This window comes from Methylobacterium sp. AC832 (genome assembly GCF_979256025.1).
In genome coordinates, this window is record NZ_CEEDMV010000006.1 from 118,296 (window position 1) to 140,765 (window position 22,470).

At 66.7% G+C, this 22,470-nt stretch carries 19 protein-coding genes; 9 read left to right on the plus strand and 10 right to left on the minus strand.

What is annotated here, in order from left to right:
* Position 1: 1 nt before the first annotated feature.
* From ribB to AC0IXR_RS19545, 3 genes are all read right to left on the minus strand, one after another.
* Positions 2–1,078 carry a 3,4-dihydroxy-2-butanone-4-phosphate synthase gene (ribB, locus tag AC0IXR_RS19535; RefSeq protein WP_311274696.1) on the minus strand — a complete coding sequence of 359 codons (1,077 nt, stop codon included), beginning with the start codon at positions 1,076–1,078 and terminating at the stop codon, positions 2–4.
* Between the two features lie 48 nt (positions 1,079–1,126).
* Positions 1,127–2,230 (minus strand): chorismate synthase, encoded by a 1,104-nt coding sequence (gene aroC, locus AC0IXR_RS19540; RefSeq protein ID WP_207410480.1) that lies wholly within the window; start codon positions 2,228–2,230, stop codon positions 1,127–1,129.
* Positions 2,231–2,398: 168 nt separating this feature from the next.
* Positions 2,399–3,538 (minus strand): anhydro-N-acetylmuramic acid kinase, encoded by a 1,140-nt coding sequence (locus AC0IXR_RS19545; protein ID WP_200919039.1) that lies wholly within the window; start codon positions 3,536–3,538, stop codon positions 2,399–2,401.
* Positions 3,539–3,661: 123 nt separating this feature from the next.
* On the opposite strand from AC0IXR_RS19545, the gene tyrS reads away from it, so the two are divergent.
* Positions 3,662–4,951 (plus strand): tyrosine--tRNA ligase, encoded by a 1,290-nt coding sequence (tyrS, locus tag AC0IXR_RS19550; RefSeq protein ID WP_056423823.1) that lies wholly within the window; start codon positions 3,662–3,664, stop codon positions 4,949–4,951.
* A gap of 255 nt (positions 4,952–5,206) precedes the next feature.
* Positions 5,207–6,307 (plus strand): IS4 family transposase, encoded by a 1,101-nt coding sequence (locus AC0IXR_RS19555; RefSeq protein ID WP_471761862.1) that lies wholly within the window; start codon positions 5,207–5,209, stop codon positions 6,305–6,307.
* Between the two features lie 86 nt (positions 6,308–6,393).
* On the opposite strand, the gene AC0IXR_RS19560 is transcribed toward AC0IXR_RS19555, so the two are convergent.
* Positions 6,394–9,849, minus strand: a complete 3,456-nt coding sequence (locus AC0IXR_RS19560) for a YhdP family protein (RefSeq protein WP_471761863.1) — start codon at positions 9,847–9,849, stop codon at positions 6,394–6,396.
* 169 nt (positions 9,850–10,018) lie between these two features.
* Between AC0IXR_RS19560 and AC0IXR_RS19565 the strand changes: the two genes are divergently transcribed.
* Together AC0IXR_RS19565 and AC0IXR_RS19570 are read left to right on the plus strand one after the other, a co-directional pair.
* Positions 10,019–10,486: a peroxiredoxin gene (locus tag AC0IXR_RS19565; RefSeq protein WP_056423820.1), complete on the plus strand. Its 468-nt coding sequence runs from the start codon at positions 10,019–10,021 to the stop codon at positions 10,484–10,486.
* 104 nt (positions 10,487–10,590) lie between these two features.
* Positions 10,591–11,862, plus strand: coding sequence for a M23 family metallopeptidase (locus tag AC0IXR_RS19570; RefSeq protein ID WP_471761864.1), 1,272 nt, complete (start codon positions 10,591–10,593; stop codon positions 11,860–11,862).
* A 27-nt stretch (positions 11,863–11,889) separates the two neighbouring features.
* Here the strand turns inward: AC0IXR_RS19570 and prfB are convergent.
* Positions 11,890–13,018, minus strand: a protein-coding gene (gene prfB, locus AC0IXR_RS19575) for a peptide chain release factor 2 (RefSeq protein WP_461226523.1) whose coding sequence is annotated in 2 segments (ribosomal slippage) — positions 11,890–12,948 and positions 12,950–13,018 — 1,128 coding nt in all. Because the reading frame shifts where the segments join, the coding sequence is not laid out codon by codon here.
* Between the two features lie 129 nt (positions 13,019–13,147).
* Here prfB and AC0IXR_RS19580 point away from each other — a divergent pair.
* Positions 13,148–13,573, plus strand: coding sequence for a ribosomal maturation YjgA family protein (locus tag AC0IXR_RS19580; protein ID WP_471761865.1), 426 nt, complete (start codon positions 13,148–13,150; stop codon positions 13,571–13,573).
* Positions 13,574–13,576: 3 nt separating this feature from the next.
* Here AC0IXR_RS19580 and AC0IXR_RS19585 read toward each other — a convergent pair whose 3' ends face one another.
* Positions 13,577–13,897: a hypothetical protein gene (locus tag AC0IXR_RS19585; protein WP_461226519.1), complete on the minus strand. Its 321-nt coding sequence runs from the start codon at positions 13,895–13,897 to the stop codon at positions 13,577–13,579.
* A 223-nt stretch (positions 13,898–14,120) separates the two neighbouring features.
* On the opposite strand from AC0IXR_RS19585, the gene AC0IXR_RS19590 reads away from it, so the two are divergent.
* On the plus strand, positions 14,121–14,414 hold the full coding sequence (locus AC0IXR_RS19590) for a hypothetical protein (protein ID WP_056423812.1): 294 nt from the start codon (positions 14,121–14,123) through the stop codon (positions 14,412–14,414).
* Between the two features lie 103 nt (positions 14,415–14,517).
* Here AC0IXR_RS19590 and AC0IXR_RS19595 read toward each other — a convergent pair whose 3' ends face one another.
* The 3 genes from AC0IXR_RS19595 to AC0IXR_RS19605 all read right to left on the minus strand — a co-directional run bounded on the left by AC0IXR_RS19595 (position 14,518) and on the right by AC0IXR_RS19605 (position 16,554).
* Positions 14,518–14,730 (minus strand): hypothetical protein, encoded by a 213-nt coding sequence (locus tag AC0IXR_RS19595; protein WP_056423810.1) that lies wholly within the window; start codon positions 14,728–14,730, stop codon positions 14,518–14,520.
* Positions 14,731–14,857: 127 nt separating this feature from the next.
* Positions 14,858–16,075, minus strand: coding sequence for an LL-diaminopimelate aminotransferase (locus tag AC0IXR_RS19600; protein WP_311274703.1), 1,218 nt, complete (start codon positions 16,073–16,075; stop codon positions 14,858–14,860).
* Positions 16,076–16,182: 107 nt separating this feature from the next.
* Complete coding sequence (locus AC0IXR_RS19605) at positions 16,183–16,554, minus strand: hypothetical protein (RefSeq protein WP_056423807.1); 372 nt, start codon at positions 16,552–16,554, stop codon at positions 16,183–16,185.
* Positions 16,555–16,668: 114 nt separating this feature from the next.
* Here AC0IXR_RS19605 and AC0IXR_RS19610 point away from each other — a divergent pair, with 114 nt between their 5' ends.
* On the plus strand, positions 16,669–18,471 hold the full coding sequence (locus AC0IXR_RS19610; protein ID WP_056423804.1) for a PHA/PHB synthase family protein: 1,803 nt from the start codon (positions 16,669–16,671) through the stop codon (positions 18,469–18,471).
* A 247-nt stretch (positions 18,472–18,718) separates the two neighbouring features.
* Here the strand turns inward: AC0IXR_RS19610 and AC0IXR_RS19615 are convergent, their stop codons facing one another.
* Positions 18,719–20,041, minus strand: a complete 1,323-nt coding sequence (locus AC0IXR_RS19615) for an OmpP1/FadL family transporter (RefSeq protein WP_471761866.1) — start codon at positions 20,039–20,041, stop codon at positions 18,719–18,721.
* A gap of 390 nt (positions 20,042–20,431) precedes the next feature.
* Between AC0IXR_RS19615 and AC0IXR_RS19620 the strand changes: the two genes are divergently transcribed.
* Both AC0IXR_RS19620 and AC0IXR_RS19625 read left to right on the plus strand, forming a co-directional pair.
* Complete coding sequence (locus AC0IXR_RS19620; protein WP_471761867.1) at positions 20,432–21,316, plus strand: fumarylacetoacetate hydrolase family protein; 885 nt, start codon at positions 20,432–20,434, stop codon at positions 21,314–21,316.
* Between the two features lie 109 nt (positions 21,317–21,425).
* Positions 21,426–22,418, plus strand: coding sequence for a DUF808 domain-containing protein (locus AC0IXR_RS19625; protein WP_311274706.1), 993 nt, complete (start codon positions 21,426–21,428; stop codon positions 22,416–22,418).
* Positions 22,419–22,470 lie beyond the last annotated feature (52 nt).

Here is a 22,470-nt window from a genome sequence, read left to right on the forward strand (position 1 = left end):
CTCACCCTTCCAGCGGCACCTCGCCCAGCAGATCGATGCCGAAGCCCGACAGGCCGACATAGGAGCGCGACGAGGTCGAGAGGTTGCGGATCGAGACGATGCCGAGGTCACGCAGGATCTGGGCGCCCAGACCGACCTCGCGCCACTGCCGCACGCGCTGGGCTTCCGCTCCTTCTTCTGCATAGGAGGAAAGCGGCACGCCGGCGGTGCCGTCGCGCAGGTAGACGAGGACGCCGCGTCCCTCCTTGGCGAAACGGCGTAGGACGCAGTCGATCGACTTGCCGCCGCCGATCACGTCGGCCACCACGTTGGAGCGATGCAGGCGGACGAGCACGTCGCGCCCGTCGCCGATATCGCCCTGGACGAAGGCGAATTGCTGCACCGTCTCGAACGGGGTCGTGTAGGCGAAGCCGGTGAGCTCGCCGAATTCCGACTTCACCGGGAAGGTACCGACCCGCTCGACCAGCTTCTCGCGCGCCTGCCGGTAGGCGATGAGGTCGGCCACCGAGACGCGCTTGAGGTTGTGCAACTCCGAGAAGGCCGTGATCTGCGGCCCCTTCATCACCGTGCCGTCATCGTTTGCCAGTTCGCAGATGACGCCCACCGGCGGCAGTCCGGCGAGCTTGCACAGGTCAACCGCCGCCTCCGTGTGACCGGAGCGCATGAGAACGCCGCCATCCTTGGCGATGAGCGGGAAGACGTGGCCGGGGCGGACGAAATCGGATTCGCCCATATTGCCGTTGGCGAGCGCCCGCACCGTGTTGCAGCGCTGCTCGGCCGAGATGCCGGTTGTGAGCCCGTGCTTCACATCCACCGTGACGGTGAAGGCGGTGCCCAGGGGCGCATCGTTGGAGGCGACCATCGGGTCGAGCCGCAGGCGCCGCGCTTCGGCGCGGGTGAGAGGCGCGCAGACGATGCCGCAGGTGTTGCGGACGATGAAGGCCATCTTCTCCGGCGTGCAGAGCGAGGCCGCGACGACGAGGTCGCCCTCGTTCTCACGATCGTCGTCATCGGTGACGACGACGATCTCGCCGCGGGCATAGGCCTCGATGGCCTGCGTGACGTGGGTATGGGGCACGGGATATCTCTTGGAATTCGCTGGGCGGATGGGCTGCGGCGCGCCGGGTCACCCCCGCGTCCCGACCTGCCCCCGGTGACGCAGATAGTGATCGGCCAGCACGCACGCCATCATCGCCTCGGCGACGGGGACGGCGCGAATACCGACGCAGGGGTCGTGGCGCCCCTTGGTGACGAGATCGACGTCGCGGTTGTTGGTTGTCACGCTCATGCGCGGCGTCAGGATGGAGGAGGTCGGTTTGACCGCGAAGCGGCAGATCAGCGGCTGGCCGGTGGAGATGCCACCGAGCACGCCGCCGGCATGGTTGGCGAGGAAGGTCGGCGCGCCGGCATTGCCCGAGCGCATCTCGTCGGCATTCTCCTCGCCGCGCAAAGCCGCCGAGGCGAAGCCGTCGCCGATCTCGACGCCCTTCACCGCGTTGATCGACATCATGGCGGCGGCGAGATCCGCATCGAGCTTGCCGTATATCGGTGCTCCGAGGCCCGGCGGCACGCCCTCGGCGACCACTTCGATGACGGCGCCGATGGACGAGCCGTCCTTGCGGATGCCGTCGAGATACTCTTCGTAGAATTTGGCCGTCTCGGCATCGGGGCAGAAGAACGGGTTGCGCGCCACCTCGTCCCAATCCCACCGCGACCGGTCGACCGCATGCGGTCCCATCTGCACCAGGGCGGCCCGGATGACGATGTCGGCCGGCAGGACCCGCCGCGCGATGGCCCCGGCCGCCACGCGGGCGGCGGTCTCACGGGCCGAGGAGCGGCCGCCTCCCCGATAATCGCGGATGCCGTATTTGGCGTCGTAGGCGTAATCGGCGTGACCCGGCCGATAGCTGTCGCGGATCTCGGAGTAATCCTTCGAGCGCTGGTCGGTGTTCTCGATCTCCAGGGCGATCGGCGTGCCGGTGGTCAGCTGGACGCCGCCGGTGCGGTCGTCGGCGAAGACGCCCGACAGGATGCGGACTTGGTCGGGCTCGCGGCGCTGGGTCGTGAAGCGCGACTGGCCGGGCTTGCGCCGGTCGAGCTCCGCCTGGATGTCCGCCGCCTCGATGGGAATCCCCGGCGGGCACCCGTCCACCACGCAGCCGAGCGCCACCCCGTGGCTCTCGCCGAAGGTGGTCACGCGGAAGAGATGGCCGAAAGTGTTGTGCGACATGGTGGGAGACGCTCTAGCGCGGGATGTGGCCGAGAGCAAAGCGCCGGGCTCATGCCAGAACTCGCTGAGCCTGACTCATCGAGCTCTGCCCGCGCGACGGCGCGGCGGCGGTCATCCGTCGGACCTTGCTGAACCCGACCTATGGGTCGGGTTCAGCGAGACTTGGTATCATGCGTCCGGCCGCGCCAGCACCCCGCCGGTCATCGCCTCCCGCACGCCCGTCGTCGACGGGAAGGTGATCGGCAGGCCCTTCAGCGAGCGCACGGCGAGATGCGCGAAGGCCTGGGCTTCGAGATAGGCCGAAGACCAGCCGATGGCGTCCGCCGTCGTGATCTCGGCGCGCAGGTGGTAGTTCAGGAGCCGCACCAGTTCGCCGTTGCGGGCGCCGCCGCCGGCGACGATCCAGCGCGTGGGGATTTCCGGCGCGTGGTCGAGGGCACGGGCAACGGACCGCGCGGTGAAGGCTGTGAGCGTCGCCGCCCCGTCCTCGGTGGACAGCTGGCCGGCGAGCTTGTGCGAGAACCAGTTGCGGTCCAGTGATTTCGGAGGCCTGCGGAAGAAGAACGGGTGAGTCAGGAGCCAGGCGAGGAGCGGCTCGTCCGGCCGTCCCCGCGCCGCCGTGCGCCCGCCATCGTCCAGCGGCCGGCCGGTGCGCTCTCGCATCCAGTCGTCGATAAGCGCGTTGCCGGGCCCGGTATCGAAGGCGATGACGTCGCCGTTGGAGGCGATGAGCGTGGCATTGGCGACCCCGCCGATGTTGAGGATGCCGAGCGCGCCGTCATAGCCCGCCGCCTTGGCGAGCGCCTTGTGGAAGACCGGCACCAGCGGCGCCCCCTGCCCTCCCGCAGCGATATCGGCATGGCGCATGTCCGACACGACCGGGATGCCGAGACGGCGGCTGAGTGCGGCCCCGTCGCCGATCTGCACGCTCATGCGCTGGTCGGGGCGATGGACCACGGTCTGCCCATGGAAGCCGATGACGTCGATATCCGCAGCGCTGAGGCCGTTATCCGCAAGGAAGGCTTCCACCGCCTCCGCATGGGCCGCGGTGACGAACGTCTCCGCCTCCGCGAGGCAGCCGGGCCGGTCCTCGCGCGCGACCACGGCCTCGGAATCGGACAGCGCCCGGCGGAGCAGCTCACGATCCTCGTCGGTATAGCCGCGATAGCCGGTGGGGCCGAGCGGCTCGAGGTAACCGTTATGGCTGCGGACCACCTTCACGTCCTCGCCGTCGGTCTCGATCAGCGCCACGTCGACGCCGTCGAGGGAGGTGCCGCTCATCAGGCCGATCGCCCGCATCATGGTCATGCCGTTTACGCCCCGTGCCTTCCGCGGTGAGCCCTGCTAAGAGCCGCGCATCACTTGACCTGCTGCTATCACGCCGGCGTTTCTTCTGTCCCGCGCCGCGACCCGTTGAATCCGGAACCCCGCATGTCCACCGCTACGCCGAACCAGCCTGAGACCTTCGCGCCGAAATCCGACTTCCTGCGGGTTCTGTCCGAGCGCGGCTACATCCACCAGGGATCGGACCTCGCCGGGATCGACGCGGCGGCCCTGGAAGGCCGCCTGACGACCTATGTCGGCTACGATTGCACGGCCGCCTCGCTGCATGTGGGGCATTTGCTGTCGATCATGATGCTGCACTGGCTGCAGAAGACCGGAGGCACGCCGATCACCCTGATGGGCGGCGGCACGACCCGCGTCGGCGACCCGTCCGGGCGGGACGAGTCGCGGAAAATCCTCACGCTGGAGCAGATCGAGGAGAACAAGGCCGGGATCCAGAAGACCTTTTCGCGGTTCCTGACCTTCGGGGGCGGCGGCAACGGCGCGACCATGGTCGACAACGCCGAGTGGCTGACCAAGCTCAACTACATCGAGATGCTGCGCGATATCGGACGCCACTTCTCGGTCAATCGCATGATGTCGATGGACAGCGTGCGGATGCGCCTAGAGCGCGACCAGGAGCTCTCGTTCCTCGAATTCAACTACATGATCTTGCAATCCTACGATTTCGTGGAGCTGAACCGCCGCTACGGCTGCATCCTGCAGATGGGCGGATCGGACCAGTGGGGGAACATCGTCAACGGCATCGATCTCGGCCGCCGCATGGGCACGCCGCAGCTCTACGGCCTGACCTGTCCGCTGCTTACCACGGCGTCCGGCGCGAAGATGGGTAAGACGGCGGCCGGAGCGGTCTGGCTCGATGCCGGGATGTTGAGCCCCTACGATTACTGGCAGTTCTGGCGCAACACCGAGGATGCCGACGTGGCTCGGTTCCTTAAGCTGTTCACCCTGCTGCCGATGGACGAGATCGCCCGGCTTCAGGCGCTTCAGGGCGCCGAGATCAACGAGGCCAAGAAGGTACTGGCCACCGAGGCGACGGCCCTGATGCACGGGCGCGAGGCGGCTGACGCTGCGACCGAGACCGCCCGCAAGACCTTCGTGGAAGGCGCCGTGGCGCAGGACCTGCCGAGCGTCACCGTCGCCCGCTCCGTTTTGGAAGCTGGTCTCGGCGTGCTCTCGGCCTTCGGTCCCGACCACGCCAAGCTCGTCCCCTCCACCAGCGAGGCGCGGCGCCAGATCAAGAGCGGCGGGCTGCGTGTCAACGATATCCAGATTACCGACGAGAAGGCGGTGCTCACGCTGGCCGATCTCGGTCAGGATGGCGTGGTGAAGCTCTCCTTCGGCCGCAAGAAGCACGTGCTTCTCCGGGTCGAGTGAGGCGACGGGGGGTGGAACCTCGATCGGCGGCTCGATCATGGGTTTCGAAAGTATGGTGCATCACCTTCCCCCCGCTGTGGGGGAAGGTGGCCCGCGAAGCGGGTCGGATGGGGGGAGCGCGTTGTTCGGAGAGTCGCCCCCTCTCCCACCGGCTCGGCGGGCACCCTCCCAAGCCGGCGGCGCTACGGCATTCACAGATTTCGAGAGCAGCGTTCCCACGGTCCTGTCGGCCCTGCGCGAGCGGGCGGTGGCGGCATGCCGGGGACGGCGTGTGGTGGCGGTGCAGGACACGACGGCGGTGAGCTTTGGCGAGGCAGGCGGGCGGCACGGTCTGGGGCCGGGCGGCGATGGCCGGCATCCGGGCTTCTTCCTGCGCAGATTTGGACGCGCGGGGCGGCGCCGGTGGCGCTGCGCTGGAACCGGGGCGTGAGCGAGAAGGAGAGCCGGCGCTGGCTGGTCGGGACGCAGGCGGCGGACACGGCGCTGGCGGGGGTGGCCGAGCAGGTGGTCTCGGTGGCCGATCAGGAGGCGGATCTCTACGAGCACTTTGCCGATCACGCCGGGCGGGCGATGCCGGGCAGCGCCCTGCTGGTGCGGGCGCGCCACGACCGTGTGCTGGTCGAGGACGGACGGATGCTGGCGGTGTCGCAGGACTGGCCGGTGCTGGCGCGGGAGGCCGTGCCCATCCCGGCCACGCCCGGCCGGGCGGCGCGCACGGCACAGGTGAAGCTGCGCGCGGGCCGGGTGGGCCTGCCGCGCCCCCGCAGTGCCGGGCCCGGAGCGCCGGCCGCTCTGACGTTGGGGCTGGTGCGGGTGGACGAGGTCGGGGGGCCCGCCGCGGGCGGACTGTGTTGGCATCTGCTGACGACGCTGCCGGTGGAGACGGCGGCGCAGGCCGCGGAGGTGGTGCGCCTCTACCGTCTGCGCTGGCGCATCGAAGAGGTGTTCCGCGCCCTCAAGAACGACGGCCTGCAACTGGAGGCGACGCAGATGCGGGTGCCCTCGAAACTGTTCCGGCTCAGTGTGCTGGCGCTGGGGGCGGCGGTGCGGATCCTGCAGCTGGTGGACGCCCGCGATGGCGGAATGCGGCCGATGAGCGACGTGCTCGACGCGAGCACGCGCCCGGTAGTGGCGGCCCTGGGACAGAGCCGGGAGCGGGCGACGGCGCGCCAGCGCAACCCTCACCGGGCCGGGTCCCTGGCCTGGCTGAGTTGGATCGTGGCCCGCTTCGGAGGCTGGAACTGCTACGGCAAGCCGCCAGGACCCAAGATCATGGCACGCGGCTGGGCAAGCTTCACCGCAGCCCTCACCGGAGCCCTCATCGCTCAGACAGAGCAAAACCTGTGTAGCCCGTAGCCACAAGGGGGAGAGGGACGCGCTCTGCCTGCAAAAGCAGATGGGTGAATCCTGTAGCCAGCAGAGGGAGGACGTGGCCGGCTACCTCAGCGTTCGGTCTCTCCGGCGGAGGTCGCGCCGGGAAAGCCGTCATTCCCTCCGGCGCTGAACAGACGGCGCAGGATTCCGGGAGCCAGGGCGGAGAGCGGGTTCACACTCACATCCGGTTTGGACAGGCGGCCCGAGACCCGGAAATTCAGGGCGAACAGGCCCTCGTTGTTCCCGCCGCCGAGAAGCTGTCCGAACAGCGGCAGGCGCGAGACGACGTTGTTCAGCCCGTAGAGCGGGACGAAGGTGCCGTTGATGTCGGCGCGTTCCTTGGCGGTGTCGAGATAGCCGCTCATGGTGAAGCCCATGGCGGCGTTGGAGATGGCGGCGTCAGTAAAGTCGACGCGGCTGCCGGTGCGGGTGAAGTTCGCCCGCAGGCGGTCGAAATTCACGTCGTTGCCGGCATTCTGGATGATCTGCTTGCGGCCCTTGGCATCGACGACTTCGCTCGTCGCCGGACCCTGGGCCATGATGCTCGACAGGGCCGGCTCGTTGCGCAGCATGAAATCGCGGATTTGGACCACGCCGGTCTGCGGCCCGTCTCCGAGGGTGCTGCCGAGGACGAGGCGCCCGCCATACATGCGCTTGTAGATATCGACGAAACGCAGGGTCGCCCCGGCATCGGTGGTCTCGATGTTGATCGAGGGATCGCTGCGGCCCGAGCGGGACACCACCGCAGAGAAGCCGGCTCCGTTGAAGCGGCCCTGCAGGCGGCCCGAGCGGAAATCCTTGCCCTTCATCGAGAGCTTCGCGCTGGCGCCGGTCAGCGCCTCGCCGTTGAAACCGGTGATGATGCCTAAGCTGATATCGGCCTCGATCTCCTTGGACTGGTCCCGGCCGCTTTCCTTCGCGGCCTTGCCCTCCGGTCCTCCGAGCGACTTCATGAAGGGCCGCGCATCGGCCACGGCCCCTTTCACGCTCACCTTGTAGAGGTTGCCGCTGCGGTCGATCTGAATGCGCATGTCGTCGCCAGGCGAGAGCTTGAAGCTCGAAAGGTCGGCCCGGTCGAACTGTCCGTCGCCGTTGATCGCGGCCGTGCCGCGCGCGCTGGCGCTGCCGGCATCGAGGACGATGTCGCGCAGGTCCATGGCCCCGCCCGGGCTGACCTCTGTCATGACGAAGCTGACGCGCCCCGGCTTGCCGGCCGGTTTGACGAAGCCCGGAATCAGGCCATCGATGGAGGCGCGGGACAGATCCGCTTCCATGCGGATGGGTGAGCGCGCCGGGCTCCCCTTTCCGATCGCGAGATTGATCTTTAGCGGGATCGGCCCGGCGAGTTGCGGGGCGACCGGCAGGCCTCGCCTCGCCCGCAGGGCTTCGTCGAGGAGGAGCGTCGCGTTGACCTCGCCCGGTGCGCCCGCCTTCGGTTGGCGCAGGTCGAGGGTGAGCGGCGAGCCGAGGACCCGGCCGTCGCCCTTCAGGGTGAAACCGCCCCGTTCGTAGGTAACGGCGAAGCGGCCGTTCTCCAGCTTCTCCTTACCGAAGGCCTTCTCGACGGCGAGGTCGTTCAGGGTTCCGGTGAGGCTCACGGGAAGGTCCGGCAATTCGGGGATGCGCTTGAGGTTGAGCGGGAAGTCGATGCGCAGATCGGCATTGCCCTTGACCGAAGCCGGGTCGATCTCGACCCCGGTGAGGTTCTTGAACATCTTGGTTTGGAGCAGGGCGACGAGGGCGTCCGCGCCGCCGCCGAGCTTGAGGCCGATCTGGGCGGTGACCGTGTCCGGCGTGATCTTCGGGATCACGAACGAGCCGTCCGTGATGTAGAGCGTCCGGTCGTCCGGCATCTTGATGTCGGCGGTGACGCCGCGGATGTTCGTGGTCAGGCCGGTGATGGTCCCCGTCACACGGCCGCGGCTCAGGGGGGGAGCGCCCTCGCTCACCGCCAGCGTGGCGTTAGAGACGGCGAAATCGATATGGATGGCGCTGTCCGGCATCGGCTCGCCACGCGTCGCGGCGGCAAGCTCACTGCCGCTCATGTCCACGGTGATGTCGACCTTGTCCACGAGGCCGCCCTGGAGGTTGTCCACCAGATATTCGCGGGCGGGCGGAGCGATATGTTCCGGCCACAGGCGCAGGGCCATGCGCCCATCGGTGTGGGCCGCATTGATCTTCAGTGTGAGGCCGCCCTCGTCAGCGCTGGTGTCCACCGTACCGGTGACCCGGCCGGTGGCTCCACCAGCTCCCGCCACGGTGAACTCGTCGATGGACATGCCGCCATCCCGCCCCGTGACATGGGCCGAGAGGGCATCGAGCTTGACCGGCTTGTCGGTCCTGGCGGCGCCGCGCAGGATCGCATCCTTGCCCGCGAGGGCCAGGGTCCAGGCCGTGGGGCCCCCCACCGGGCTCGCGGTCCAGACGCCGGCGAGATGCACCGCGTTGCCGGCTCCGAGATAATCGATGCTGTCGAGGTTCAGGACCCGCTTGGCCTCGTCCCAACTGACCGAGGCGGTCAGGCTCTCGATGGTGACCGGGTTGAAGTCCTTTTCCTCGATGAGGAAATTGCCATCGCTGGTCTTCACCGTCGCTTTCAGGGTTTCGATCCGGCCCTGGTCGAGGCCTACTTCCGCTTTGGCCGAGACCTTCAGGTCGGTCTCGATCGGCAGTTTCGATTGCCCCGAGAGGAGGAGGAGATCGGTGACCGGCAGATCGTCCAGGGTGATGATGCCGTTGCGCTTTCCTTCGCCGCCCTCGTGCAGGTCACCGCCGAAGCGCCATTCCCCGTGAGGGCCGTCGATGCGCAGCTCGAACACGCGGGAGTCCCGCACCGCGTCGCGCCGGAACAGACCGTTCACATGCTCGAACACCCCGCGCTGACGGGCGTCGTCGTCGATCAGCGTCAGGCGACCGTTCGTGATCCGCGCCCGGTCGAGGGCTCCGACGACGCCGGCCGGATCGAGGACGATGCCGAAGATCGAAGCGATGGCGGCCGAGATCGGCGACGAGGTTCCCCGGGTACTATCCACGCTGGGTAGCGTATGAGGCTCCGCCGCGGCATGGGCCGGATCGGAACCGGCAAAGGCGATGGACCCGTCGCGGTGGACCAGGGCCGTCATCTGCAGATCGCGGAACTCGATGGCCCTCGGCTGGACGGCGAGGCGCAGCAGACCCCAGGTATCTAGGCTCACCACCGCCATGGGAGCGCGCAGCACAAGGGCGCCGTCCGGGTTGTGGATGTCGAGGCCGGCGACCTGAAGCGCCAGGGAATTCTCGGAATCGAGCTCGACGGTGCTGTCGCGCAGGTCCACCCGCCAGCCGGGGCCGATGCTGCCCGCGATGGCCGAGGCCACGCGTTCGGACATGCCATCGATGCGCAGGGGACCGTTGGTCAGACGCCAGAACGCGCCGGTAACGGCGAGCGTCAGGGCGACCACGAGCACGACCGAGCACCATAGCAGCGGGCGCCGCCGGCGGCGCGACCTGCCCCGTCGCAAACCTGTGGCCGTGTCCTGGTTCATCGATCCTTGAGCCGCTGGATCGGACGGGCCGCTCACGCTATCGAGCGGGTGTCCGGGATTCGGGGTTGCCTTGACCCGGCAATCTTTCGGTCCTCAGCCGAGGGGTTACGTGCACCCCCCGATCAACGCCTCTTGTGGCACACTATCAATCGGCCGAAAGGAAGGCATCATGCCTCTCGACACCGGAGATCACGCTCCCGCCTTCACGTTGCCCGGAGCGGGCGGCGCGGAGATCAGTCTCGATGCGCTCTTGGGTCGCAAGGTCGTACTCTATTTCTACCCCAAGGACGATACCAGCGGATGCACCCTAGAGGCGCAGGGGTTCAACGCTCTTGGCGACGCCTTTGCAGAAGCCGGTGCCGTCGTGGTGGGCGTTTCACCCGATTCGGTGAAGAGCCATGACAAGTTCCGGGCCAAATACGACCTGACCTTCCCGCTCGCCTCAGACGAGAGCAAGGCGATGCTCGAAGCCTACGGGGTGTGGGTCGAGAAGAGCATGTACGGCCGTAAATATATGGGCGTCGAGCGCACCACGGTGCTGATCGACGCGCAGGGCCGCATCGCCCGGATCTGGCCGAAGGTGAAGGTTCCCGGCCATGCCGAGGAGGTCCTGGCGGCCGCGCGCGCCCTCGCCTGAAAGCTGTCCCCCTCCGGCATCATGGCTAATCCCCTGACGCGCGATTTTGCGCTTCTTTAACCCTGATCCCCTCCAATGGCGCGAGTTGGATTGGGGTTGCCCGTATGCGCCTGTCGTCACCTATCGCCGGAGGGTTGCGCTTGCCGAAAGCCAGGCGGCGCCTCGTGCCGGCTTTGGCTTGTGGGCTGGCGATCGCCACGCTCTGGGCCGGGGGCGCCACGTGGTACTTGGTGTTCCACGACGAGGTGCTGGCCCGGTTCGTGTCCCAGCAGACCGCCCTCCAATACGGGTACGAGGAGCGGATCGGAGCCCTCAGGCTTCAGCTCGACCGGGCGACGATGGAGCATCTGGCGACGCGTGAGGGCATCGCCGCGCGCATCGCCGATCTCTCGCAACGTCAGGCCGTGCTGGAGAAGCGTCAGGCCCAGCTCGCACTTCTCGCCGGCGAGGCGCAACGCCCAATCATTGCCGCCGACCAGATCGGCGTCGACGATCCAGTCGAGACCGGGGCCCTCGGCTATGCCGGTCCGGTGGCCGATCCCGTTGCCAAGTCGTTTGCTGCGCCATTGCCCAAGTCGGTGCCGAAGCCGTTTCCCACTCCGGATGCACTCGAACTGCGCTCGCGCGACACTGACGGACAGCCCGGCCGCCAATCCCTGCGGAAGAGCGAGCAGGTTCTGGCGGCGCTCGACCAGCGCCTCGATCGACTGGGAGCGGACCAGATCCGAACCCTGGACGGGTTGGGCGTGCGCGCGATCCGTGGGTCCCAGCGCCTGCGCGACATCGTGTTCCGGGCCGGCCTCGACCCGCAGCGTTTCGAGCGCCAGCGCGAGGCGGGCATTGGCGGGCCGCTCGTGCCGCTCTCTGTCGATCCGTTCGGCATCGCGGTCGGACAGGTTCAGCGGGCTCTCGGCGAGGAAGACCGCCTGCGCCGCACCGCATCCGCCCTCCCCGTCCGGCAGCCCCTGACCGGCAAGTACAGCCTGTCGAGCGGTTTCGGACCGCGTCTCGATCCGTTCACGCGCGGGCTCGCCCTGCATACCGGCCTCGACATGAAGGCCGAGTTCGGGGAAAGCGCGCGCGCGACAGCGGCCGGCCGGGTGACGGTCGCAGATTACAGCGGCGGCTATGGCAACATGGTCGAACTCGACCACGGCAACGGGCTCGTCACCCGCTACGCCCATCTCTCGTCGGTCTCGGTCGGGCCCGGAGAATGGGTCGAGGCCGAAGCCGCCATCGGCCGTGTTGGCTCCACCGGACGCTCGACGGGGAGCCACCTGCATTACGAGACGAGAATCGACGGCGAGCCCGTGGACCCGCTGCGTTTCCTGCGCGTCCTCAGCGGATCGGACGCGCAGTTCCTCGCCGCCCGCTAGGAGCGCACATCTGAAGGCAAGCGAGGATCAGTCGATGTCCTCGACCTCGCCGGCTCCGCCATAGACGCGCTGGGCCAGCGACGCTTCCATGAAGGGATCGAGCGCACCGTCCAGCACTTCATCGGGATCGGTCGACTGGGTACCTGTGCGCAGGTCCTTCACCAGCTGATACGGCTGCAGCACGTAGGACCGGATCTGGTGGCCCCAGCCGATATCGGTCTTGGCCGCGTTCTCGGCATTGGCCTTCTCTTCGCGCTTCTTGAGCTCGGCCTCGTACATCCGGGCGCGCAGCATGTTCCAGGCGGTGGCCCGGTTCTTGTGCTGGGACCGCTCCTGCTGGCACGCCACCACGATCCCGGTCGGGTTGTGGGTGATGCGCACGGCCGAATCGGTGGTGTTCACGTGCTGACCACCGGCGCCCGACGAACGATAAGTGTCGATCCGGCAATCCGATTCCTTGATCTCGATGACGATGCGGTCATCGATCACCGGATAGACCCGGACGCTGGCGAAGCTGGTATGCCGGCGCGCGCTGGAATCGTAGGGCGAGATCCGAACGAGGCGGTGAACGCCGGATTCCGTCTTGAGCCAGCCATAGGCGTTGTGGCCTTTGACCATGAGCGTGGCGCCCTTGATCCCGGCCTCGTCGCCATCCGACCATTCGACGATGTCGACCTTGTACTTCCGGCGCTCGGCCCAGCGGCCGTACATGCGCTGGAGCATGTTCGCCCAGTCCTGGCTCTCGGTGCCACCGGCCCCGGCATGGACCTCGACATAGGTGTCGAGGCCATCGGCTTCGCCGGACAGGAGGGTCTCGATCTGGCGGCGCGCAGCCTCCTTCTCGACGGCGCGAACGCCATTCTCGCCCTCGAGAATGGTGTCCTGGTCGCCTTCCATCTCGCCGAGCTCGATCAGCGTGACGGCATCGTCCAGATCTTGGGCGAGTTTTCTGATCGCAGCCACGGCCTCTTCGAGGGCGCCGCGCTCACGCATGACCTTTTGCGCCGCCTCCGCATCGTTCCAGAGGTCGGGGTCTTCGGAAGCCGCATTCAGCTCCGCGAGTCGTTTCTCGACGGTATCCCAGTCAAAGATGCCTCCTCAGCAGTCCGATCGACTGCTTGGCGGCATCCGAGAGTTGTTCGATCTCGGCGCGCATCTGGTGTTTCGGCTCGTGGTGAAGGTATGGGGCTCGGCGTGTGAGCGCGGGTGATACCGAGACGCCTGCCCGGTGTAAACGGCGGCGCCCGTCTTCCTTATCCGTCACGATCCGAGACGCTGCAAACGCATGGCGCCACACATCGCTTCCAGACCCACCGCCCGCATGCGGACACGCGCGCTCTATCTCGCGGCTGGCCTGGCCATCATCGGCGCGGGATTGACCCTCCGCTTCGTCCCTGTCGGACTGCCCTTGGCAATCGTGAAATACGGCGGCTCGGCCCTATGGGGCGCTATGGTCTATTGCCTGGTCGCGGTGCTGCTGCCGGGCCGGCGCACGAGGGCCATTCTCATCGTTGCCGGGACGATCGCCCTCTTGGTCGAACTCTCCCGCCTCATCCATACGCCAGCGCTCGACGCTTTCAGGCTGACGCTCGTCGGTACTCTTTTGCTCGGACGGGTCTTCTCGCCCTGGAACCTCGTCGCCTATGCGGCGGGCCTCGCCGCGTCGGCCCTCGTGGATCGTCTGGTCAGATCGCGGGCGGATGGGGAATAGAGGTCAGCGCCCGTAGGCGGGGGGCGCGACGCGCGCCGGGGCCAGGACGAATTCGTGCGGCCGCTTGCGTCCGTTCAGCGGACCTTCCGTCGGTGAATCCTCGAAATAGCTGTTGCCGCTGAGGCCGAACCCGCCGCCATTCATGACGCTCGGCACGGGAATCGCGCGCGCATCGTCAGGGACGGGACGGCCCGTCGCCCGGTCCGTCGGCAGGATGTAGGGGCCATGCGAGGCCGTATAGGAGGTCTGGGCGACCGCGCCGGTGGCGATGGACAGGCCGAGGCCGATCAGGCCGGCGGCGGCGAATGTCGAGAGATGCTGCACGGGTCGCTCCGTCGCGGTGTTCACATGCGGCCGCGGCCGCTCTTGCTCCTACCATGACTCAGGAGAGGTTGCCTGTCCGTGTCATTGGCGCGCCAAGCCGCAACTTTTTCACGTCCGCCCTCCGGGCTCGGGATGGGCGTCCGATCCCTGGGGCAACCGAGCCGGACGCGCCGCGTTGACCTCCCAAGCGCGATCTTCAAGCGCATCCAACAAGGAGCCCAACGTGACCGCCATCAAGATTTCTGCCGCCGCTGCCGCAATGGTCGTTGCCCTGTCCGGTGCCGCCTTCGCACAGACCGGCATGCCCGAGAGCCACGGCACCAACGCCGCCGGTTCGAAGTCGGGTGTCGTGGGCAAGGGGGACAGCCTCGAGGCCGGCCCGGCGACCACCGGAACCGCGACCGCACCGGGTGCCCGCACGGCACCGGGCAATGCCATGCCGGCCACTCCCGGTATGACGACCAACGATCCGAGCGCGGCACCGCGCCCCGTGAGCCCAGCGCCGGCCGCCCGCTGAGGCAAGGTTCGACCGGTGTAGGAAAGGGCTGATCGCCCTTTGAAAAGAAAAGGCCGGAGCCTGCTCCGGCCTTTTTCATGAAAGGGTGCTCCGTCCGGGCGGATCAGCCCTTGGAACGAAGCACGACCTGCGGCTCGCGATGAACCGGTTCGCAATTGCTGACGACCGCATTCAGAACGAAGGGCCGGGAATCGCAGACATAGCTTAGGCCCGGCTCGGGCGCGGGAACGGGGTCACGCGCGACGATCGGGTTCGGCGCGCAAGCACCGGCCGATCCGGCCAGCAGCAGCGCGACGGTCAGGGTCAATCCGCGCATACGATCCTCGGTGGCAGGCGACATTCCGCGACCCTGCTCACCGGGACGGCATGTGACAAGCACATGAGAGGGGCACTGGCCGCTTTGGCGCGACCTGTCTCCTCCCCGCAACATCGTCTCCGATGCGTCAGCCCGCTTTGGTCAGCGGCACGACGTTGTGCAGCGTGCGGTCGGACGTCTCGAAGAAACGGCGAATATTGCGGGCCGCCTGACGGATGCGCTGCTCGTTCTCGACCAGCGCGATACGGACGTAATTGTCGCCGTGTTCGCCAAAACCGATACCCGGCGCCACCGCGACGTCCGACTTCTCGAGAAGCAGCTTGGAGAATTCCAGGCTGCCGAGGCTCTGATACTTTTCCGGAATCGGCACCCAGGCGAACATCGAGGCCGACGGGCTCGGGATCTTCCAGCCGGTCTTGTCGAACGACTCGATCAGCGCGTCCCGGCGCTTCTTGTAGATCCCGCGCATCTCGACGATGCAATCTTCCGGGCCGTTCAGGGCGGCCGTCGCCGCGACCTGGATCGGCGTGAAGGCGCCGTAATCGAGGTAGGATTTCACGCGTGTCAGCGCCGCGAGTAGGCGCTCGTTGCCGACAGCGAAGCCCATGCGCCAGCCGGCCATGGAGAAGGTTTTCGAGAGCGAGGTGAACTCCACCGTGCAGTCGATCGCGCCCGGCACTTCCAGAACGGAGGGCGGCGGCTCGCCGTCGAAATAGACCTCCGCATAGGCGAGGTCCGACAGGATGATGATTTCGTGGCGCTTGGCGAAGGCGACGAGGTCCCGGTAGAAATCGAGGCTCGCGACGTAGGCCGTGGGGTTCGAGGGGTAGCAGACCACGATCGCCACCGGCTTCGGGATCGAGTGCTGCATGGCCTTTTCCACGGCCGGGAAGAAGGCCGGGGTCGGCTCGGCCGGCACGGAGCGGATCACGCCGCCCGCCATCAGGAAGCCGAAGGCGTGGATCGGGTAGCTCGGATTCGGCACCAGCACGACGTCGCCCGGCGCGGTGATCGCCTGCGCCATGTTGGCGAAGCCCTCCTTCGAGCCGAGCGTCGCCACCACCTGCGTGTCGGGGTTCAGGCTCACGCCGAAGCGGCGCTTGTAATAATTCGCCTGGGCGCGGCGCAGACCGGCGATGCCCTTCGAGGACGAGTAGCGGTCCGTGCGCGGCCTGCCCGCCGTCTCCACCAGCTTGGCGATGACATGACGCGGGGCGTCGAGATCGGGATTGCCCATGCCGAGATCGATGATGTCGGCGCCATTGGCGCGCGCCTGGGCCTTGATCCGGTTGACCTGCTCGAACACGTAGGGGGGCAGGCGCTTGATGCGGTGAAAATCGGTCATGGGCTTCACGGGGTCCGATGCGCGAATCGCATGATTCGCGCGTTCAAAACTGTCATCACTCTGACGTGGTCGGCCTGTCTACCATTTCGGCGGCCCGGAGCCGACCGTTATTGTGCAGGCTGGATCTGGCCGGTGGCGCGGGCGGCGCTCTCGGCGGCGCGGCCCTTGGCCTCGTTACGCCCACGAGCGCCCATCAGATCGTTCTCCAGACTCTTGGTCCCCTCGGCGGTGCGGGCGCTGATGGGTCTGGCGGGTGCTGCGACGCCGACGGGCAGGTAATCGGCGTCGGTCTTGCGAGATTGCACCACGAAGTCGGGCGCCTTCACATCCTTCGGGCCCCCACCGGCGAGCGTATAGGCGCCGCGCATGGCGTTGAGGTCGCCGGAGCATCCTCCTGCGGCGAGAAGTCCGCCGAGGACGAGGGCGAAGCGCGGAGCAAAGCCGCACCGCCTGTGATTCCGTGATGAAGGCTCTGACATAATGACCTGAAACGTAAGCCGCGCCCTGGCGGAAAGTCGAGGTGCCGCGTTAATTTGTCGAGAACGAGGACGGTTCGGCCGGGCCGTCCCACGGAATAGAGGGGAAATCCACGCGTGACGACCGACAGGACGACACCGCTTCCCGATATCGACGCCTTGTCCCGCAACGCGACGTTGCTGATCGAGGAGTTCACCCGGACGGCCGGCGCCTACATGAAGCCGATCAGCCAGGCCGACCCGCTTGACCCCGAACTGGCCAAGCCCCCGGAAGAGGTCAACGACGTCGTCAAGACCCTCGGCACCGTCGCCGAGCGTTGGATGGTCGACCCGCAGAAGTCCCTCGAAGCGCAGAAGAAGCTCAGCGACGCGTTCATCACCCTGTGGGGCTCGACCTGGCATCGCCTCCAGGGCGAGGAAGCCCCGCCCGTGGCTTTGCCCGAGGCGAAGGACAACCGCTTCAAACATGCCGAATGGTCCACCAACCCGATCTTCGACTTCATCAAGCAGAGCTACCTCATCACCTCCCGCTGGGCCGAGGAGCTCGTCGACGAGGCCGATGGGATCGACGAGCATACGCGCCACAAGGCCCAGTTCTACCTCCGGCAGATCGTCGGCGCGCTCTCGCCGTCCAATTTCGTGATGACCAATCCCGAACTGATTCGGCATACGCTGCAGGAGAACGGCGCCAATCTCGTGCGCGGCATGAAGATGCTCGCGGAGGATATCGAAGCTGGCAAAGGTCAGCTGCGCGTCCGCCAGACCGATCCGTCCGGGTTCGAGGTCGGCGTCAACGTCGCCGTGTCCCCCGGCGAGGTGGTGTTCCGCAACGACCTGATGGAACTGATCCAGTATTCGCCGACCACCGAGACGGTGCTGAAGCGCCCGTTCCTGATCGTGCCGCCCTGGATCAACAAGTTCTACATCCTCGATCTCAACCCGTCGAAAAGCCTGATCGGCTGGATGGTGTCGCAGGGCCTCACGGTCTTCTGCATCTCGTGGGTGAACCCCGACGAGCGCCATGCCGACAAGGATTTCGAGAGCTACATGCGCGAGGGCATCGAGGCGGCCATCGACGCGATCGGTGTCGCCACCGGCGAGAGCGAGGTCGCGGCGGCAGGATATTGCGTCGGCGGCACTCTGCTGGCGGTGACCCTGGCCATGCAGGCGGCCACCGGCAACAAGCGGATCAAGAGCGCCACCTTCCTGACGACGCAGGTGGATTTCACACATGCCGGCGATCTGAAGGTCTTCGCCGACGAGGAGCAGATTCGCGGCATCGAAGCCCGCATGAAGAAACGCGGCTACCTCGAAGGCTCCGGCATGGCGGCCGCCTTCAACATGCTGCGCCCGAACGACCTGATCTGGTCCTACGTGGTCAACAACTACGTGAAGGGGCAGACGCCCTCGGCCTTCGACCTCCTCTACTGGAACGCGGACGCCACGCGGATGCCGGCGGCCAACCATTCGTTCTACCTGCGCAATTGCTACCTCGATAACACCCTCGCTCAAGGCCGCATGATCCTCGGGAACGTGCGTCTCGACCTGAAGAAGGTGAAGGTGCCGATCTTCAACCTCGCCACCCGCGAGGATCACATCGCCCCCGCCATCTCGGTGTTCGAAGGGTCGTCGAAGTTCGGCGGGCCGGTCGACTACGTGCTGGCTGGGTCGGGTCACATCGCCGGCGTGGTCAACCCGCCTTCCAAGCCGAAATACGGGTACTGGACCGGCGGGGCGGCCAAAGGACGCCTGGAGGATTGGATCTCGGCGGCGACCGAGCACAAGGGGTCGTGGTGGCCCTATTGGTTCGAATGGCTGGAAAAGCAGGCGCCCGCCCGCGTGCCTGCCCGGATTCCGGGAGAAGGAGGCCTCGCCTCCCTCGGGCCGGCGCCCGGGACCTATGTCCGCATGAAGGCGTGATCGGATCGAATGGCCGAGTCGAGAACGCGACCGTCGGTGGCTCGTGCGGCCGGCTGACAGGTGTTCGACTGCCTTTTTTCGAATTCCCGTCACCTCATTCTGAGGTGACGGAGCGTAGGCTTCGAGGGAGCCCTCCAGTTCGCGCAACGGTGTCTGGAGGGCTCCTTCGGGGCGGCTATCGCTGCACCTCAGGATGAGGTCGAGGGGGAAGATCTCCTCAAAGCCGCGGTGTTCCGGTCGAGGACCCTCAGAACTTCCGCACCAGCGGCGCAGGAGCGATCGGAGCGGCAGGCGTTCCGAAGACGTAGCGGAAGCCCACCGAAACGATGTCCGCGCTGCCGCTGGTATCGGCCGCGAAGGGGATGTCGCGGAAGTTGTAGTCGCGGCCCGGCCCGGCCAGGAGCTTCGAATCGCCCACGAGGAAGAGGTGGGAATAGGCGATGTTCAGGGTCAGCTTCTCGCTCCAGCGATAGCTGCCACCGAGTGAGACGTTGAAGCGGTCGCTGTCGGGCAGCCGCACCGAGCGGTTCGAGAAATCGATGGGCGATTGCTCATAGGCGAGACCGCCCCGGACGGTCAGGGCCGGCGACCAATCGTACTCGCCGCCGACGGAATAGGTGTAGCCGTCCTTGTAGTTCAGGGGCAGCGTGGTCGCGATGCCGCCGGTGGTGCGGCCGACGATGCCGACATCGCCGAGCCTCGACCAATTGTCCCACTCGAAACCGAGATTGACACGGGCGACCGGGCTGACGGCCTGGGTCAGGCCGACGCTCAGCTTTTCCGGGGTGTTGAGGTTGGCGGTCACCTGCTGGCTCAGGAAGGCCGCCGGCCCCGGCAATATGAAGGCGCCCTCGATGTCGTGATGCACGGAGGAGCGATAGCCGACGCCCAAAGCCGTCCCCGCCCAGGGGGTGATGAGTACGCCCGCCGTGAAGCCGACGCCCCAGGATTCTCCCTTGAGCGACGCGTTGGGGGCGATGAGCGGGCTGAACGAGAGCGGGAAGGCTTGGCGAAGGGTCAGGCGGAAATACTCGATGTTCGGCCCGGCGGCGATCGAGAGCCACTCGTTGACCTTGAAGCCGATGGTCGGGTTGAACGAGAGCGAGAAGATTCGGCTCGACCGTCCATAGACTTCACCGGCCCAGTCATCGCGGGGCTTGGTCACGAGGCCAAACGGAGCGCCGGTCTGGATGCCGATCCAGAGCCTGTCGGTGAGCTGATAGGAGGTGGCGCCGGCCGGGATCACGGCTCCCTGGCCGATATCGCCGCTGCCGCCCAGTGGCGCGAATAACGGCGAGGTGCCGTCGGTCGGGGTGATCTTGGAGGAGAGGTTGATGAAGCTGAGATTCTGCTCGCTGACCCAGCCGGGGTTCATAGTGATCGTGGCCGGGTTCCAGAACATCGACGAGACGCCGCCGGAGCCGGATGCCGCACCGGCGAAAGCCTGACCTTGGGCAAGGGTGCTCTGTTCGCGGATACCGAACGCGCCGGCCAGGGCTCCCCCCGCCGTCAGGGTCAGGAGCGCGGTAGAAATTCCCGCCAGAGCCGCGTTGCGAATCGTCATGGCCATGTCCTCTTCCCGACCCTTGCTTACGATGCTCGGATTTACCGTAGAGTGATCCCCGGCCCGCATCTTGAGCAGAAGAGTGCCGTTCTTGGTCGGTCTATGCAATCCATGTTAGTTGAGGTGTTAATCGTTTCCTAATCTGGAATTTACTTTGAGGATGCATCTGATGACATCATCGGCTTGTGTCACCGAAAAGCATCGCGGTAGATGGTTCACATCTAAACTGTCGGATTTACGTATCGGCGTTCATGCAAGAAAATGCGTATTCTGGCGGGTTTCCCGAGCAGTGTATGAATTATGCAACATGCGCCTGTCCGGCCTCGACACCTTGCCAGGGACGGTGGTGGGACCGATCTCAGTGCCAGTCCATCGATCGAAGGGGAGTGAGAGCCGATGAAACTGGTGCGTCATGGTGATGTGGGCGACGAGAAGCCGGGTCTGATCGATGCTCAGGGCGGATTGCGGGATCTGTCCGGTGTCCTGCGCGATATTTCCGGTTCCGCCCTCGCGACGACGTCGCTGGAGCGGCTGCGGTCCATCGATCCCGAAACCTTGCCGCTCTTGTCGCCGGAGACACGCCTCGGTCCCTGTGTCGGCGGAACGCGCAACTTCATCGCCATCGGGCTGAACTATACCGATCACGCGGCGGAGATCGGCGCGGATATCCCGGCCGAGCCGATCGTCTTCAACAAGGCGCCGTCCTGCATCTCCGGTCCCAACGACCGGGTCATTCTGCCGAAAGGGTCGGCCAAGACGGATTGGGAGGCGGAGCTCGCCATCGTCATCGGCGCACGTGCATCCTACGTCCATGCCAACGAGGCTTTGTCCTATGTGGCCGGCCTCTGCCTCTGCAACGACGTCTCCGAGCGGGAGTACCAGTTCGATCGCGGCGGGACATGGAGCAAGGGCAAGGGCTGCCCGACTTTCGGCCCCCTCGGGCCCTGGCTGGTGACGCTGGACGAGATCCCCGACCCGGCGGCCCTCGACATCTGGCTCGACGTGAACGGCGAGCGGATGCAGACCGGGTCGACATCGAGGATGATCTTCGACCTCGCCCAGATCGTCGCCTATCTCTCGCATTTCATGATGCTGGAGCCAGGCGACGTGATCACCACGGGAACGCCCCCTGGCGTCGGCATGGCGCGCAAGCCTCCGCGTTTCCTCAAGAGCGGGGACGTGATGACCCTCGGCATCACCGGCCTCGGTGAGCAGCGGCAGGAAATCGTCGCCTTCGACGATTGGACCGCGAAGGTCGCGGCCGGCGAACCGACTCATTGAAACGGGGCGGGGATCGAAATCCCCGCTCGCTCGTCTCCTCTGCTAGAGGCAGCTTGGCCGGTAACCTGCGTCGCGCGGCCCGGCCCATGGCAGTTGGAAGGACCTAACCTTGAGCATCGGACTGATCGCCCTCCTCGACGACATCGCGGGGCTCGCCAAGGTCGCGGCCGCTTCCCTCGACGACGTCGCCGGGCAAGCCGCCAAGGCCGGTGCGAAGGCGGCGGGGGTCGTCATCGACGACGCCGCCGTGACGCCGCGCTACGTCGTGGGCTTCGCGGCCGAGCGCGAATTGCCGATCGTGGGCAAGATCGCCATCGGTTCGCTGCGCAACAAAATGCTGTTCCTGCTGCCGGCGGCCCTGTTGCTGCAGGCCTTCGCCCCCTGGGCCATCACCCCGCTGCTCATGCTCGGCGGGGCCTACCTCTGCTACGAGGGCACCGAGAAGGTCTACGAGGCGCTGTTCCCGCACAAGGCCCATGCGCATGAGGCCAAGCTCGACGCCGATGCCGGGGACGGCCAGGCTCTGGAAGCGCGCAAGGTCTCCAGCGCGATCAAGACGGATTTCATCCTGTCGGCCGAGATCATGGCGATCTCCCTGGCCTCTCTTCCCGAAGGCAGCATCTGGACGAAGGCGATCGTGCTCGCGGTCGTCGCCATCGGCATCACGGTCTTCGTCTATGGCGGCGTGGCGCTCATCGTGAAGGCGGACGATGCCGGGGTCGCGATGGCGAAGAACAATTCGGCGTCCGTGTTCGGCAGCGCGATCCGCGGCTTCGGCCGTGCCCTGGTCAAGGGTATGCCGGTCTTCCTGCAGCTTCTGGCCATCATCGGTACAGCCGCGATGATCTGGGTCGGCGGCGGCATCCTCGTCCATGGTCTCGAAGGTTACGGCCTGCCCCAGGTCGCCCACGTGATCCACGAAGCCGCTGCCGGCAGCGCGAAGATGGTGCCGCCGGTCGGACCCGTCGTCGAATGGATCGTCACCGCCATCGGCTCCGGCATCGTGGGCCTCGTGGTCGGGGCTGCGCTGATTCCGATCACCAGTTACCTCATCGCCCCCCTCTGGTCGGGCCTGTCGGGATTGCGCGGCAAGACGGCGTGAGGGGGCTATCCTGGCCGGCCTGAAGCCAAATGCATCGGGGCATGCGGCCGGC